General features: G+C 70.7%; 13 protein-coding genes. 4 read left to right on the top strand and 9 right to left on the bottom strand.

Features of this window, described 5'->3' with window-relative positions; genetic code table 11:
- Positions 1–131: 131 nt before the first annotated feature.
- From ACFYR3_RS08395 to ACFYR3_RS08385, 3 genes are read left to right on the top strand one after another with little or no spacing between them, the layout of a single operon-like run.
- Positions 132–1,220, top strand: coding sequence for a MarR family transcriptional regulator (locus tag ACFYR3_RS08395; RefSeq protein WP_355847656.1), 1,089 nt, complete (start codon positions 132–134; stop codon positions 1,218–1,220).
- Positions 1,221–1,273: 53 nt separating this feature from the next.
- A complete protein-coding gene (locus ACFYR3_RS08390; protein WP_355847659.1) occupies positions 1,274–1,726 on the top strand; it encodes a roadblock/LC7 domain-containing protein in 453 nt (150 codons plus the stop codon).
- Positions 1,727–1,730: 4 nt separating this feature from the next.
- Positions 1,731–2,159, top strand: coding sequence for a hypothetical protein (locus ACFYR3_RS08385; RefSeq protein ID WP_355847662.1), 429 nt, complete (start codon positions 1,731–1,733; stop codon positions 2,157–2,159).
- A gap of 142 nt (positions 2,160–2,301) precedes the next feature.
- On the opposite strand, the gene ACFYR3_RS08380 is transcribed toward ACFYR3_RS08385, so the two are convergent.
- The 5 genes from ACFYR3_RS08380 to ACFYR3_RS08360 form a co-directional block, all read right to left on the bottom strand.
- Positions 2,302–4,632, bottom strand: a complete 2,331-nt coding sequence (locus ACFYR3_RS08380; protein WP_355847664.1) for an FtsX-like permease family protein — start codon at positions 4,630–4,632, stop codon at positions 2,302–2,304.
- Positions 4,629–5,318, bottom strand: a complete 690-nt coding sequence (locus tag ACFYR3_RS08375) for an ABC transporter ATP-binding protein (RefSeq protein WP_355847667.1) — start codon at positions 5,316–5,318, stop codon at positions 4,629–4,631. The genes ACFYR3_RS08380 and ACFYR3_RS08375 overlap by 4 nt, the downstream gene beginning before the upstream one ends.
- A 5-nt stretch (positions 5,319–5,323) precedes the next feature.
- Positions 5,324–5,851: a PadR family transcriptional regulator gene (locus ACFYR3_RS08370; RefSeq protein WP_355847670.1), complete on the bottom strand. Its 528-nt coding sequence runs from the start codon at positions 5,849–5,851 to the stop codon at positions 5,324–5,326.
- A 204-nt stretch (positions 5,852–6,055) separates the two neighbouring features.
- Entirely contained in the window at positions 6,056–6,319 is a 264-nt protein-coding gene (locus ACFYR3_RS08365) for a hypothetical protein (protein WP_389282111.1), read from the bottom strand.
- Positions 6,316–6,474, bottom strand: a complete 159-nt coding sequence (locus tag ACFYR3_RS08360) for a hypothetical protein (RefSeq protein ID WP_389282109.1) — start codon at positions 6,472–6,474, stop codon at positions 6,316–6,318. The genes ACFYR3_RS08365 and ACFYR3_RS08360 overlap by 4 nt, the downstream gene beginning before the upstream one ends.
- Positions 6,475–6,792: 318 nt before the next feature.
- Here ACFYR3_RS08360 and ACFYR3_RS08355 point away from each other — a divergent pair, with 318 nt between their 5' ends.
- Positions 6,793–9,111, top strand: coding sequence for a transglycosylase domain-containing protein (locus ACFYR3_RS08355; RefSeq protein WP_389282107.1), 2,319 nt, complete (start codon positions 6,793–6,795; stop codon positions 9,109–9,111).
- 101 nt (positions 9,112–9,212) lie between these two features.
- Here ACFYR3_RS08355 and ACFYR3_RS08350 read toward each other — a convergent pair whose 3' ends face one another.
- The 4 genes from ACFYR3_RS08350 to ACFYR3_RS08335 all read right to left on the bottom strand — a co-directional run bounded on the left by ACFYR3_RS08350 (position 9,213) and on the right by ACFYR3_RS08335 (position 15,739).
- Positions 9,213–10,676: a catalase gene (locus tag ACFYR3_RS08350; protein WP_355847678.1), complete on the bottom strand. Its 1,464-nt coding sequence runs from the start codon at positions 10,674–10,676 to the stop codon at positions 9,213–9,215.
- A gap of 279 nt (positions 10,677–10,955) precedes the next feature.
- On the bottom strand, positions 10,956–13,115 hold the full coding sequence (locus tag ACFYR3_RS08345; RefSeq protein WP_389282104.1) for a SpoIIE family protein phosphatase: 2,160 nt from the start codon (positions 13,113–13,115) through the stop codon (positions 10,956–10,958).
- A gap of 412 nt (positions 13,116–13,527) precedes the next feature.
- Positions 13,528–14,220: a DUF402 domain-containing protein gene (locus ACFYR3_RS08340; protein WP_356781117.1), complete on the bottom strand. Its 693-nt coding sequence runs from the start codon at positions 14,218–14,220 to the stop codon at positions 13,528–13,530.
- Positions 14,221–14,335: 115 nt separating this feature from the next.
- Complete coding sequence (locus ACFYR3_RS08335) at positions 14,336–15,739, bottom strand: class II fumarate hydratase (RefSeq protein ID WP_356781118.1); 1,404 nt, start codon at positions 15,737–15,739, stop codon at positions 14,336–14,338.
- Positions 15,740–15,870: the final 131 nt, after the last annotated feature.

The following is a 15,870-nucleotide window of genomic DNA, read 5'->3' as shown; positions in this document are numbered from 1 at the left end:
AGGCGGGATATTTCAACTTCCGTCAGGTAGTGCGACTCTCGCTGGGATATCCGCCCCGGCTGATACATATAACCCCCTCAGGGTGACTCGTCAGGCGTCTGTGCGAAGTGCCGGAAGTTCCAAGGGGAGTGATGTCGGGCATTCGGGATTCCCTGGGCAGGGTCGGATACGACCTGCTGTCGCGCGCGCTGAGCGAATGCCAGGGCACACGGGCGACGGGGAAACTGCGGGTGTCCGGAAAGCCCGGGGGAGTCTTCCATCTCCGCGACGGCTGTGTCGTCGCCGTCGAAAGTCCGGGCGCCCCCGGTCCCGAGGCGCGGCTGCTGCGTTCCGGCCGTATCAGCGGTGAGCAGTGGGCCGAACTGCTCCGGGAGGCCGGCGGCACCCGCTGGCCGGAGGCCGGGCTGATCGCGCACGGCTACGCGGGGGCCGCGCAGCTCCGGGTCGTCTGCATGATGGCGATGCAGGACGCGGCGTTCGCCGTCGTGGCCGGTGACGTGGAGGCGTGCGACCCGCTGGACGCCGCCTTCGAGCCGTACGCGCCGGTCGCCCTCGGGGAGGCGCCGACGCGGTTGCTTCAGGACGCGGCTAGGAAGCTCGCGGCCGTCGCCGCCCTGCCGCAGCCCGTACGACCGGACCGTGAGCGCCCCGTGCCCGTGCCGGTACCGGACGAGATACGCGAGCAACTGCCGCCCCCGCACAAGGAGTTGCTGGCCCACGCCGACGGCCGCCGGACCGCCCGTGACATCGCCTTCGCGACCGGCCTCGGCGCCTACACCGCGACGGTGGGTGTGGCCCGCATGCTCGGCGAGGGTCTGCTGGAACTGCCGGAGGAGCCCGAGTCCGCCGCTCCGGTCACCGTGCGGGAGCTGCCGACCGGAGCGCTGCGGCAGCGGCCGTCCGGCGCCCCGCCCGCGATGGACCCCACGGTGTTCTCGGCCCTGTCCTCCGCGGTGGGCTCCCGGGAGACCCCGGCACCGGAACCCCGGCCGACGCCCGGCCCGCTCCCCGGCCTCGTCCCCGGCCCGGATCCCGATCCCGGGGGGATCGCTCCGTCCCTCCCCCGCCGTGAGCCCGGCGCGAATGCCCCGTCCTTGCCCCGCCGTGAGCCCGGCGCGAGCGGAATCACCGAAACGCTCGCCCCCGAAAGGACCGGCGCGAGCTGGAAAGGATTCTTTCGACTCCGGCACCGGATCTGGACCCCGGACTCCGGTACGTGAAACCGCACGCCTGTCATCGATCAAATGCGCACAATAATCAGGGAGTTCAATACATGAATCACGAGGCACTGGCCAGGGAAATGAGAGGGCTCCGGGAACAGGTGCCCGGAATCACCGATACGGCGGTGGCGGCAGCCGACGGAATGCTCATCGCGGCCGACACCGCCGACACCATCGACCCGGAGAGTCTCGCCGCGATCGCCGCCGCGGGCCTCGGCATCGCGCGCCGCGCGACCGCGGTGACCGGCCGGGGCGCGTTCCGCCAGACCGTGACCTACGGCAGCCAGGGTCTCGCGGCCTTCTACGCGGTCGGTGACACCGCGCTGATGATCGTCCTCGGCGACGAGGGCATCGACCTCGAACGGCTCCACGAACACACCCGGCCGGCCCTCGGCCGGATCGGTTCGATTCTCGCCGGGGCCGACCCCGACCCGCTCGCCGGGATCCCGACCGCGCCCGACGCGCTCGTCGGAGCCGGGACCGAAACCGCGACCGAAGGGGTATGACGACATGGCCAGCAAGCGAATGACGCCGGGGTTCTCCGACCAGATCATGGGTCTGGTCAAATCACTGCGCACCGACGCACCGGACTGCCTCGCGTCCGGAGCGGTCGACATGTCGACGGGAATGCTGCTGTCGTACGAGACCGTGGACAACCATCCGCCGGAGGTCCTGGACCTGCTCGCGGGCGCGACCCTCGACCTGTTCCAGGGGCGTACGGTCCAGATGATCGAGGATGTCTTCAAGGAACGCCGCGGCATCGAGTCCGACTCGCACTTCTTCCAGGAGATCCTGGTCAACAGCGACAACCTCACCCATCTGTTCGTGCGCATGAACGATCAGCAGGACGTGGTCGCCGTGGTCGTCTGCCGCAAGGCGGTCAACGTGGGCATGCTCTTCGCCCAAGTCCGGCGCGTGGTGCGGGAGTACAGCCTCTGAACGCGGACCGATGGCCCTCCCCGGCGGGGAGGGCCACCGGCGGTGGCGCGGGACGCGGACGGCGTCCCGCGCCGTATGCGGTCCGTCCGGTCACTCCGTCCGGTCACTCCGTCCGGTCACTCCGTCCGGTCACTCCGTCCGGTTACTCCGTACGCAGTCCGTCCGGCCGCATCAGCCGGATCAGCGGCGGCAGGCTGAGCAGGGTCACCAGGAGTACGACCCCCGCGCCGATGCCGGTCATCGACAGCACGCTCGCCCAGTCGACGCTCACCGAGGTGCCCGTCATCTTGAGCAGGACCGTGCCGAGGGTGAGGCCCACGACCATCGCGAGGCCGAGCCCCAGGGCGATCGGGATCGCGGTCTGCCACAGCACCGACAGGCTCAGCGTGCGGCGCCGGGTGCCGAAGGCGACCAGCGCCGACAGCAGCTTCTTGCGCTCGCGCAGCTGCTCCAGCTGGGAGATCAGCAGGCTCGCGCCGATCAGCATGAGGACGCAGGTCGCGCCGACGGACAGGCCCGTCCGGATGGACGTGAACTTCTGGGACTGGGTCGTCGCCGTCCAGGCGTTGGCGTCGGCCAGCGGGCCGATCTTCGCCGCGCTGTTGCGGACCAGTTCACGGACGTCCGGCACCGACTCGTCGAGCTGGAGATAGACCGTTCCGCGCATGGTGGACGCGGCCCGCTCGGACAGCGCGCCGGGCGTGAAGAGGAAGCCGCCGCGCTCGTCGCCCGAGGGGTCCTTGCGCGAGCCAGCCGGCTTGATGCCCGTGGGCACGGTCCAGGCGACCTCCTTGCCTTCGGAGGAGCCGTAGGACGGGTCGATGTAGAGCGTGGTGCCGGCCTTGTCGAGCTTCGTGGTGCTCGTGTCCCACTCGACGCCCTCCACCGCGAAGACGTCGCCGTCCTTGCAGGAGGGCAGCTCGGCCGCCTCCCGCAGGGCCGCGCAGTCGCCGACCGTCGCGGTCGACTCGTTCGCGGGTTCGTCGCGCCCGTCGCCCACGTCCGTCCGCCCCAGGGCGGTCGTGTGTGTGACGCCCTTCGTCCCGGACAGCTGCCGGACCGCCTGGTCCAGCGGGACGTTCGCCGGCACGTCGACGGACATCTGGGCCCGCGTGAGGTCGTTCTTGTTGACCTTGGTGTAGTCGTTGTCGACCCCGGCGAACAGCATCTGCAGGGCTATCGCGCCGGCCACCGCCACTGCGATGCCGTTGACCAGACGGGCCGCCGAGCCGCTGCTCAACTGGAGCCTGCGGATGGCCAGTTGCCAGGCGACGCCACCCGAGTTCAGCCGGGCCACGACCGCCTCGACCACCCAGGGCAGCAGCGCGGTGATGCCGACCAGCAGCAGCAGGACGCCGCCGATGACGAGGTACTGGTTGAAGTTCCCGTTGGACCGGCCCTGCCCGATCATCGGGTACAGCATCGCGAGGCCGCCCAGCGGCAGCAGCAGCCGCCACCACAGCCGGCGCCGCGAGGGCCGGGCCGTACGCACCACGCCGAGCGGTTCGATGACGACGCCGCGCAGCGCGAGGAGCGTCACCGCGACCGCGGCGGCCGGGACCGCCAGCGCCACCAGCGCCACCAGCGCGGGCGTCGGATTGAGGTCGCTCGGGAAGACGCTGATCCTGAAGACCATGATCAGGCCCGCGATCTGGCGTCCGATCAGGAAGAACCCGGCGCCGAGGACCAGCCCGACCAGCGCACCGGCCAGTGCCTCGCCGGCCGCTATCCGCCGGGCCATCCGCCCGTCCGCGCCGACCAGCCGCAGCGCCGCCAGCCGGCGGTCGCGCCGCTCGCCGCCGAACCGTACGGCCGCGGCGATGAAGACGCCGACCGGCATCAGCAGCACGACGAAGACGATCAGCACGAGGAGCAGCAGGACGGGGTCCATCGCCTCGGACCGCTGCTCGGAGCCGAACGTGTCGATGCGCTCGACCCGGCCGGTGCTCAGCGCGCCGACGGTCAGACCGTCGGCGCCCGCGTAGTAGGCGAGTTCGTGCGGATCGACGAGCCCGCCGTCGGCGATCGTGCCGCTCACACGGTGGTCGAGCCGCTCACGCAGGAGCCTGCCCTCGGGTGACTTCAGCAGCCGGTCGAGAGCGGGGGAGACGACCATGTCGCCGACCGCCGGGAACGTGGACACGCCCGGCGGCAACGGTGCCCGGGAGCCCTCGGGTTCGACCAGCCTGCCGCGTACGTCCTCGTCGCGGAAGACGGTGTCCGCGTTCGCGATGATCAGCGTACGGTCCGACTTCTTCTTGACCGTCGAGCTGTACGTCATGTCGTTGCGGGCGCTCTCCCGGTCGTGCCGGGAGGCCAGCGCGCTCGGGAGCGCCGTGGTGAGCAGCAGCAGCGCCACCCCGAGCCCGACTCCGACGGCCGTCAGCAGGACCCGCACCCAGGCCTCACGGCCTCCGGTCACCGCGAACCTGGCGCCCATGGCGAGGTCGCGGGACCACTGACGGGCACTCATACGATCCGCTCCATGTCCCTGGACTTGCCGTCCCGTACGACGATCTCGCGGTCCGAGTACGCGGCCACGCGAGCCTCGTGCGTGACGAGTACGACGGCGGCGTTCGTCGAGCGGGCCGCGTCGGTCAGCAGCTCCATCACGCGCTCTCCGTTGAGGGAGTCGAGCGCGCCGGTCGGCTCGTCGGCGAACAGCACCCGCGGGCTGGTGACCAGCGAACGGGCGACCGCCACGCGCTGGCCCTGACCGCCGGAGACCTCACCGGGCCGCTTGCCCGAGAGGTCGTCGACCTCCAGCCGCTCCATCCACGACAGCGCGGTGCGCTCGGCCTCCTTGCGGCCCGTGCCGTTCAGCCGCAGCGGCAGCGCGACGTTCTCGACACAGGTCAGCTCCGGTACGAGCTGACCGAACTGGAAGACGAAGCCGAACTCGGAGCGGCGCAGCGCACTGCGCTGGGCGTCGTTCATCGTCGCCATCTCGCGGTCGTTGTACGTGATCGAGCCGGAGTCGGGGGTGACGATCCCGGCGAGACAGTGGAGCAGGGTGGACTTGCCGGAGCCGGAGGGACCCATCACGGCGACGACCTCGCCGGGGTGGATGGAGAACGCGGCGCCGTCCAGCGCGGTGGTCGGGCCGTACGTCTTGCGCAGCTCCGACGCGGTGAGCAGGGAACCCGGGGGAGGGGTCATGGAGGTCATCGGGTCGTCACCGCCTCGGCGAGCTTGTCGAGGCGCGCGGCGGTCAGTTCAAGCCACCGCAGATCGGCCTCCAGATGGAAGAGGGCGTGGTCGCAGATCAGCTGATCGGCCAGGTCGCCCTTGCGCTTGCGTTCGGTCAGCATGCGCATCATCCGCAGATGTTCCGAACGCTGGGTGTCGAGGAGCTCGCTCGCGTCGCGGTGGGTCAGCAGAGCGAGGACGACCTTCGTGTACAGGGTCGACTGGAGGTACGGGTCGGGCGTCTCCGGCGTGGCGAGCCAGCGCTGTACGTCGGTGATCCCGGCTTCGGTGATCGCGTACCGCTTGCGCTCGGGGCCGTCGCCCGCCTCGATCCCGTCGATCTCGACGAGCCCGTTCTTCAGCAGTCGCGACATCGTCGAGTAGACCTGGCCGTAGTGCAGTGGCCGGTCGTGACCGAACTTCTCGTCGAAGGCCCGCTTCAGGTCGTAACCGTGGCGCGGCCCGGACTCCAGGAGCCCTAGGAGGGTGTGACCGATGGACATGCGAAACACTCTACACACGGCGTATACATCGCGTGTATACACGCCGCGCATAGGTCGCCGGAAAGGGGCTCGGGAAGGGGGAAACGGCTGGTCACGGCCGATTGTCACGGTTCTGGAACCGGCCTGTCCTCGCGTTCGACGGCGAGGGCGGCCGGCGGAGCAGGGGCGGTAGCAGGGGGCGGGCCGACGTGGAGGACCGCCCGCCTACTCCTTCCGGCCCTCCGGCGGCTCCCCGGAAACCGGCGGCCGTCCCCGGCGGGGAATCGGCCCCGCGCCGCCGGGCAGGCGTCCGGACTCGGCGAGCGCGCGGCGCAGCAGGAACTCGATCTGCGCGTTGGCCGAGCGCAGTTCGTCGCCCGCCCAACAGGCCAGGGCCTCGTACACCAGCGGATCGAGCCGTAGCAGCACCTGCTTGCGCTGCTGCTGCTGCGGTCGGCGCGGCGGGGTCCCCTCCGCGGGAGCCGTCACCGCTCAGGCCCCGTGTCCGGCCGGACTCCCGCCGCGCCGAGGGCGCTCGGGGCGGCGCCGAGGGGCAGCCCGGGAAGGCCGGGGAGCGGTGCGAGCCCCCTGCCGATGCCGTGCGCGGCGAACTCCCGCACGCGGTGCGCCGGCGTTTCGCGCACACCACCCGGTGTCCCGGCGGCGGATACGCCCGGGGCGGGTGGGAAGTCATGGGAGGCGTGTGACGGCATGGAGGGTCCCCCATTTCGTACGGCATGGCTTCCGCATATCTAACTGATATCACTTTACCGGTCACAGCAACCTTCCGCCCTTCCCGCTCGTCGGATTCAGTGAGGCGGGTGCGTAAGGCGTGCTGATTGTCACGTCCGGAAAAGACCGGATCGGCGGCCCTTTGTCATAGCGCGCGGTGTTAGCTTTCTGAGCTGACCTGACCGACGAACTTGTGTGCCACACGAGAATGAAGCGGAGCGGATCGACCCATGGGACGAGCTGAAGAGAGACGAGCGCGGCAGGCGCAGGGCCACCGCGCGGCGCCCCAGCGCTCGTCGGGACATGAGTCGGCGGGACCCGGGTCCGGCGCGAAGGCGGGCGGCAAGCCCCGCCGCACCGGCATACGCCGGTTCGTGAACTGGAAGACGATCCTCGGGACCTTCTTCGGCTTCTGCCTGCTCGGCATGGGCGGCTTCATCGTGCTGTACATGGTCGTGTCCGTGCCCGTGGGCAACGCGGCCGCGAGGCAGCAGAGCAACATCTACAAGTACGGCGACGGCACGGTCCTCGCGCGCACCGGCGAGGTCAACCGCGAGATCGTCGACCTGTCCAAGGTGCCCAAGAGCGTCCAGAAGACCTTCGTCGCCGCCGAGAACAAGTCCTTCTACAACGACTCGGGTGTCGACCTCAAGGGCACCGCCCGAGGTCTGATCAACACCCTCTCCGGCAAGGGCAAGCAGGGTGGTTCGACGATCACCCAGCAGTACGTCAAGAACTACTACCTCAGCCAGGACCAGACCGTCACGCGCAAGCTGAAGGAAATGGTCATCTCGCTGAAGCTGGACCGCCAGGAGTCCAAGGACGACATCCTCGCGGGCTACATCAACACCAGCTACTACGGCCGCAACGCGTACGGCATCCAGGCGGCGGCGCAGGCCTACTACCGCGTCGACGCCAGCGACCTCTCGGTCGAGCAGGGCGCCTACCTCGCCTCGCTGCTCCAGGCTCCGAGCCAGTACGACTGGGCGGTCGCCTCGAAGACCGGCAAGAAGCTGGTCCAGGCCCGCTGGAACTACACCCTCGACAACATGGTCCAGCAGGACTGGCTCGACGCGGGCAAGCGCGCGGCCATGAAGTTCCCGGTCCCCAAGGACCCCACGGGCGCCCCGGGCATGGCGGGCCAGACCGGCTATCTGGTGGAGGCGGCCAACAACGAGCTGGCCAAGCAGCTCGTCGCCCAGGGCACCGCGGCCGACCTGGGCAACGCCCACGACATCATCGACCGGGGTGGCTGGACCATCACGCTCAACGTGGACAAGAAGAAGCAGGCCCTGCTGCTGAAGACCGTCAAGCAGCAGCTCACCAGCAAGCTGGACGCGAAGAAGCGCAAGGTCGATGCCAACATTCAGGCCGGTGCCGTCTCGGTCGACCCCAAGACCGGCAAGGTCCTCGCGATGTACGGCGGCAAGGACTACTTCAAGCACTACTTCAACAACTCGACGCGCCGTGACTACCAGGCCGCGTCGACGTTCAAGCCGATGATTCTCGCGGCCGCCCTCGCCGAGGAGGCCAAGACGCACACCGGCGATCCGATCACCGCGAACACGATCTACGACGGCACCAACCGCCGTCCCGTCGTCGGCAGCGACATCGGCTTCGCGCCCCCGAACGAGGACGAGCACAGCTACGGCCCCGTCACCGTGCAGACCGCGATGAACAAGTCCATCAACTCCGTCTTCGCGCAGATGGGTGTCGACGTCGGCATGGACGAGGTGCTGAAGGTCGCGGGCAAGCTCGGCATGAACACCAAGGGACTCCAGGCGGTGCCCGCGCAGACCCTCGGCTCCATGGGTGCGAGCCCGCTGGAGATGGCGGGCGCGTACGCCACGCTCGACAACCACGGCAAGAAGGTCACCCCGGCGATCGTCGCCTCGGCCGAGCACAAGGACCGTACGGTCACGATGCCGGAGCCGATCGGCGAGCAGGTCATCAGCGAGGAGGCCGCCGACACGGTCACCTCGGTGCTGACCGGCGTGGTCGACGACGGTACGGCCCGGGTCTCGGTGCGGGACAACCCGTCCCGCGACGGCCAGGTGGTCGCCGGCAAGACCGGTACGTCCGACAACAACAAGTCGGCCTGGTTCACCGGCTACACACCGAAGCTGGTCACCTCGGTCCTGCTGTTCGGCGAGGACGCGAAGACCCACAGCCAGGTCTCCATGAAGGGCGCCACGGGCCTCGTCCTGGAGGGCGGCCGTGTCAACGGCGGTGGCTACCCGGCGAAGATCTGGGCGGCTTACACCTTCGAGGCGATGGCCGGCCAGGTCAGCAAGTTCGACCTGAACACCACGACGGGCGCGGCGGTGGCGCCGACCACCACCCCCACTCCCACCCAGACACCGTCCAGCACACCGTCGTCGACCCCGACCACCGAGGCACCGTCGACGGAGCCGCCCACCACGAGCGCTCCGCCGACCCCCACGGACGAGCCGACGACGACCGAGCCGACGACCACGAGCCCGTCCACGCCGACGGGTTCACCCACCGCAGGCATCCCGGCCAATCCGTTCGACCAGACCGGCCAGTAGGGTCCGAGCGCGCAGGAGGGGGCACCCGGAGTTCCGGGTGCCCCCTCCTTGCGTGCCCTGGGCGCGCGGTCTTCCCGTGACCGAAGCGGCGCGGAGCCGGTTCAGCCGCCGTCGACGCTGTGCGCGATCCGGTCGCCGGTCTCCTTGTCCACGTTGCGCCAGTACTGGACGGCGCGGTCCAGGACCGGGCGGCTCACACCGTCCTTGAGGTGACCGCTCACGTTCTCCACCAGCCGGTCCCGGGCCGCGTCGTCGAGGACCTGGCGGACCATCGTGCCCGCCTGACCCCAGTCGTCGTCCGCGCGGTGCGGCTTGTACGCCTCGCGCACCAGCTCACCGGCGGTCTGCCAGCTCGCGGGGTCACCGAACCGCCCGTAGTCGGCCGCCGGGCCGCCGTAGGAGTTGGGCGCGTAGGGACGGGCCGCGTGCGACGGCTCGTAGCGCATCGGACCGTCCTTGGCGTACGAATTCACCGGGGCGTGCGGCCGGTTGGGCGGCAGCTGGGCGTAGTTGGGGCCGATCCGATACCGGTGGGTGTCGGGGTAGGAGAACAGCCGGCCGAGCAGCATCTTGTCCGGCGAGGGCCCGATGCCCGGCACCAGGTTCGAGGGCTCGAAGGCCGCCTGCTCGATGTGGACGAAGTAGTCCTCGGGATTCCTGTCCAGCACCATGCGGCCCACGTCGATCAGCGGGTAGTCCCCGTGCGGCCAGACCTTCGTCAGGTCGAACGGGTTGAACCGGTAGTCCGCCGCGTCCTCGAACGGCATGATCTGGACCTTCAGCGTCCAGCTCGGCGCGTGCCCGGACTCGATCGACTCGTACAGGTCCTGGCGGTGCAGGTCCGGGTCCGTCCCGGCCAGCTCGTCGGCCTCGGCCTGGGTGAGGAAGTCGACGCCCTGGTCGGTCTTGAAGTGGTACTTCACCCAGAACCGCTCACCGCCGCCGTTGATCCACATATAGGTGTGGGAGCTGTAGCCGTTCATGTTGCGGTACGTCTTCGGGATGCCCCGGTCGCCCATCAGCCAGGTCACCTGGTGCGCCGACTCGGGCGAGAGGGTCCAGAAGTCCCACTGCATGTCGTGGTCCCGCAGCCCCGTGACCGGGTGCCGCTTCTGCGAGCGGATGAAGTCCTGGAACTTGATCGTGTCGCGGACGAAGAAGACCGGGGTGTTGTTGCCGACCATGTCGTAATTGCCGTGCTCGGTGTAGAACTTCAGCGCGAAGCCGCGGGGGTCGCGCCAGGTGTCGGGCGAGCCCTGCTCCCCGGCGACGGTGGAGAAGCGCGCCAGCATCTCGGTGCGCCTGCCCGGCTGGAAGAGGTCGGCCCGGGTGAACTGACTCACGTCGTTGGTGACTTCGAAGAATCCGTACGCGCCACTGCCCTTGGCGTGCACCACCCGCTCGGGCACCCGCTCCCGGTTGAACTGTGCCATCTTCTCGATGAGGTAGTGGTCCTGGAGCAGGATCGGGCCGTCGGGCCCGACGGTGAGCGAGTGTTCGTCGCTCTCCACCGGAATCCCGACGTTGTTCGTGGTGTACGGAGCCTTCCGGGATGCCTGCGTCACGAGCGTCCTCCTGTCGGAGATGAGATCGTCAGGTCGCTTCGTTCACCCCAGCAGTCAACGCCGCCGACACCATGTCGGCAACACGGGACGAGGCCGGGCACCGGCACGTGCAGCGCCGGTACCGGTACCGGCACGGCGCAGCGCCGACACCGTCCGGCACCGGCAGAGTCCGGTGGCACGGTTCAGCGCGCACAGTCCGGCACCGGCCGGTCCGGTACGGGTTCGGCACCGGCACGGTTCAGCGTCGGCCCGCCGGGGCGGGACCGGACGAGTACCCGGTCAGTTCCGGTTCAACTCGAACCAGACGACCTTTCCCGTACTCAGCCGGGTCGCCCCCCACCGCCGCGCCAGCCGGTTCACCAGGAACAGCCCGCGACCGCCCTCGTCCGTGGCCCGCGCCTGCCGCAGCCGCGGAAGCTGCGGCACATCGTCACCGACCTCGCAGCGCAGCACGTCCGTCCGCAGCAGCCGCAGTGTCACCGGCCGTGAGGCGTACCGCACCGCGTTCGTCACGACCTCGCTGACCAGCAGCTCCACGGAGTCGGTCATGTCCTCCATGCCCCAACGGGCCAGCGCCCGCCGGGCGAGGCGCCGGGCCCGGCCCGGCGCCGCGTCCTCCGGCTCCAGGAACCAGTACGCGACATCGCTCGGCGCGATCCCGTCGAACCGCGCGGCGAGCAGCGCGATGTCGTCGTCCCGGTCCCCCGGGCCGAGCATGTCCAGCACCTCGTCGCACAGCGCTTCCAGCGGCGGCGGATGATCAGGTCCGGTCAGCGCCGCGACGGCCGCGAGCTTCTCCCGCAGCTGCTCTATCCCGGTCCAGACGTCCCTGAGCCGCGACTCGACCAGCCCGTCGGTGTACAGCAGCAGCGTCGCCCCGGCGGGCGCGTCCAGCTCCACCGCCTCGAAATCGACCCCGCCCACGCCGATGGGGGCACCCGGCGGCACCCGCAGCACCTCGGCCCGCCCGCCCAGGTGCAGCAGCACCGGCGGCGGATGGCCCGCGTTGGCGATGGTGATCCGGTGCGACACGGGGTCGTAGACGGCGTACAGGCAGGTCGCCATGCGGTCGGTACCGAGCCGCTGCGCCTGCTCGTCCAGATGATGCAGCACCTCCTGCGGCGGCAGATCGAGCCCGGCGAGGGTCTGCGCCGTCGTCCGCAACTGGCCCATGATCGCCGCCGACGTCATGGAGTGGCCCATCACATCACCGACGACCAGGGCGACCCTGCTGCCCGGCAGCGGGATCGCGTCGTACCAGTCGCCGCCCACCCGCGCGGTCTCCGCGGCCGGCAGATAGCGGGACGCGAGCCGTACGCCCGTGGGCCGCGGCAGCGTCTCGGGCAGCATCGTGCGCTGGAGCTCGTCGGCGATGTACGCCTCACGGCCGTACAGCACCGCCTTGTCGATGCCGAGCGCGCTGTGCGTGGCGAGCTGGGCGGCGACCAGCAGATCGTCCGCCTCGAAGGCGAGCCGCTCCGGCCTGCGCAGGAACAGCGCCGCCCCGATCACCCGGCGCCGGCCGCGCAGCGGGGCGAGGATCGCCCGCTGCCCGCTCGGGACCGGCAGATCGTCGCCGAGCAGCTCGGGCAGCGCGGCACGCGCGGCGGGCGCGTCCGCGAACACCGGCCGCACCCCGCGCAGCACCTCGGCGAGCGCGCCGCCGGGGCGCACCTCGCACAGCTCGGCCGTCATCGCCGACAGCTCACTGGGCTCCGGCCGCAGCGCGGACAGGAATCCGCTCTCGGTGTCCCGCTCCTCGGGAATCCGGTCCGTGCGCCGCAGCCGCAGCACGAGAGGCCCGGTCGGCCGCTCGTCGCCGACCGGCAGCGGGTCGCGCAGATAGACGAGGATCGCGTCCGAGAAGGTCGGCACGGTGGCCCGGCACAGCCCCATCACGATCTCGTCGAGGTCTATGCCCCGGGCGATCCGCCGGGTCGCGGCGCCCACGAAACGCAGCCGGTCCCCGTCCCGCCGCATGGGCATGGGGCCGCCCTGCGGCAGGGTCTGCCCGGAACGGCGCTCCTTGCCGCCGGAGGTACGCGACGCCCGGTCCTGCTCGGCGTCCGGCTGGATCGGGATGCCCTCCGGCGCGGGCCGGGGGCGGTGCGGATCGGGCTCGGTCGCCGCGGGCTGCGAGTGCTCCGGACCGGGCCCGGAGGAGGCCGACGGCGAAGGCACGTCCGTGCCCGAGGACGCGGACATGCCGGCGTCGGCGGACACCTGACCGGCGGCCTTGCCGCGCTTGCCGCGCGGCGTGGCCTTACCCGGACTCCTCGGTGCGTCGCCCGTGCGGGCCTGAACCGGTAACGCGCCGGAACCCGGCAGCTGGGACGGCTGCTCCGAGGTACGCAGGAGCGCCCCGCGAGGGTCCGCGGGGGCGGGCGGCCGGCCGGCGCCGCTCTGCCGGCGCTCGTGCGAGGTGGGGTGCTCCGTCACGCGTGTCGAATCCATCCGTCCGGGGCTGCGCGCCGTGCGCGCAGTTCGTCCCGCAGCCCCGATACCCGGAATGTGTGCCCCAGGAACGGATTCTGCGTGTCGTCAGGGCCGGGACCGACGGCAGGAACCGCCGTCGCCCGGCACGGTACGGCCCGCGGGCGGCCGGAAACGACCCGTGCCGACAGGAGGGCGGTGGCCGAAGCCCCCGCCCGCACGGCCGTCGTGGCGAGCCCGCGCGGTGCGGCCTGTCCCTGGCCGGCCACGCCGCCGTACGCCTCGTACCCCTCGCTCACGTCCTGCCGCCCCTCGGTGACATATGGTCAAGCCCGGCTCATCCTGCGGGAGTTGTTGCTGCCGTGCGCCCTTGCGGAAGACGATCCTACGGTTGTACCACGGGGGCGCATCAAGGGTCTCATGAGGACACGTGCGCGGGCGTACGGTCCCAGTCATCCGGCAGAGCGGGAACCGGCCAGCCCGGATCGGGCCTCCAGTGCTGCCATCCGTCCGAGAACGGCGCGCCCCAGGCGCGGATCACCTCCACCGCAGACCACCCCGCTTCCCGCACCCGTGCCGCCAGTTGAGCATCCATCAGACCGGCCCGCTGCGCCATGGCGAATTCGTCCTCGTCGAGCCAGCGCCAACTCCTGTCCGGGTGGACCGAGATGTCGAGGAAGTGATCCTCGGAATCCACTCCGCCCGCCCAACGGGCCAGCGGAGCCTCCAGGTTCACGTACCAGTTCTTGAAACGCCAGCCCTGATCCCAGAACAGCCACACCGACCACGCGTCGCCCGGCCGCGCCAGCTTGAGCACCCCGGCCCCGAACCAGCGGTCCCGCCTCACCGCGCGAGGCTTTGTATAGCGCGACTCCAGCGGCTCTCCATGCACCGGCGAACCGTCGGCGAGCACCGGCTTCACACACTCCGTGCCCGGCGCCATCCACACCGCGAGCAGCTCGGCGTCGTCCCGTGCGACCGTCACGGGGCGGCAGATGTGGACGCGCTCTCCGGCGTTCTCCCGGTACCGCCAAAGGATCTGACTCCCGGGCTTCCAGTACGCCGCCGGCCCGCCCGCTTCCGCTCGTCTCACCGCTCCACCCTCTGCCATGACCAGATATTAGGTGCCCAGGGCATACGACGCTGCGGCACGCGTCACGGTTCGCGCCATCGGCGAACTGCTGTTACGGAGCTGTCATCAGGCGTTTCTCCGCGACTGCGGGCTGTTACGGGTGCGTCATCCGCAGGACATCCAACGCCTCGTCCAACTGCTCAAGGGTCAGGTCCCCGCGCTCCACGTACCCCGACTCCAGCACCACCCGGCGAATCGTCTTGCGCTCCGCCACCGCCTTCTTCGCGACCTTGGCGGCCTCCTCGTACCCGATGTACTTGTTCAGCGGTGTCACCACCGACGGCGACGACTCCGCGTACTCCCGGGCCCGCTCGCGGTGCGCGACGATCCCGTCGACGGTGCGGTCGGCGAGCAGCCGCGAGACGTTCGCGAGCAGCCGGACCGACTCCAGGACGTTCTTGGCGATCACCGGCAGCATCACGTTGAGCTCGAAGTTCCCGGCCGCGCCCGCGACGGCGACGGTCGCGTCGTTCCCCGTCACCTGGGCGGCGACCATCAGCACCGCCTCGGGAATCACCGGGTTCACCTTGCCCGGCATGATCGAGGACCCCGGCTGGAGATCCGGGAGGCTGATCTCGGCCAGCCCGGTGCGCGGCCCGGAGGCCATCCACCGCAGATCGTTCGCGATCTTCGTGAGCCCCACGGCGATGGTCCGCAGCTGCCCGCTCGTCTCCACGATCCCGTCGCGCGCCCCCTGCGCCTCGAAGTGGTCGCGGGCCTCGGTCAGCGGCAGCCCGGTCGCCCGCGCCACCTCCGCGATCACCGCGGCGGAGAACCCGGGCGGCGTGTTGATCCCCGTCCCCACGGCCGTCCCGCCGAGCGGGAGTTCGGCCAGCCGCGGCAGCGAGGCGTGGAGCCGCTCGACCCCGTACCGCACCTGGGCCGCGTACCCCCCGAACTCCTGGCCGAGCGTCACCGGCGTCGCGTCCATGAGGTGCGTGCGGCCCGACTTCACGACATCGGCGAACTCCCGCGACTTGCGCTCGAGCGAGGCGGCGAGATGCTCCAGCGCGGGCACGAGGTCGCGGGTCACGGCGGCGGTCGCGGCGATGTGGATCGAGGACGGGAACACGTCGTTGCTCGACTGCGACGCGTTCACCTGGTCATTGGGGTGGACGTCCCGGCCGAGACGCTCGGTGGCGAGCGTGGCGATGACCTCGTTGGCGTTCATGTTGGAGGACGTCCCGGAGCCCGTCTGGAAGACGTCGATCGGGAACTGCGCGTCCCAGCGCCCCTCGGCGACCTCCGCGGCCACCTCCTGGATCGCCTCCGCGACGTCCTTGTCGATCACGCCCAGCTCGCCGTTCACCTTCGCGGCGGCGGCCTTGATCCGGGCGAGGGCCTCGATGTGCGCGCGCTCGATGCGCTGTCCCGAGATCGGGAAGTTCTCCACGGCGCGCTGCGTCTGCGCCCGCCATTTCGCGTCCACGGGAACCCGCACCTCACCCATGGAGTCGTGCTCGATCCGGTACGCGCCTTCGCCCTGGCCGTCTGCCATTGGTGACACCTCCATGGGGGACAGCATCGCGGAGCCCGCCGCTGTTCCCGCCCGGCGCGCACGAGGCGTTCCGCCGGGCGGCCCGGCACCGGTGCGGCCCAGGACGGACGAACGGCCGCCCGGTGGGCGGC

The sequence above is a fragment of the Streptomyces sp. NPDC005784 genome (genome assembly GCF_042871525.1).
Lineage (GTDB): Bacteria > Actinomycetota > Actinomycetes > Streptomycetales > Streptomycetaceae > Streptomyces.
This window is presented reverse-complemented; position numbering and strand designations above follow the sequence as displayed.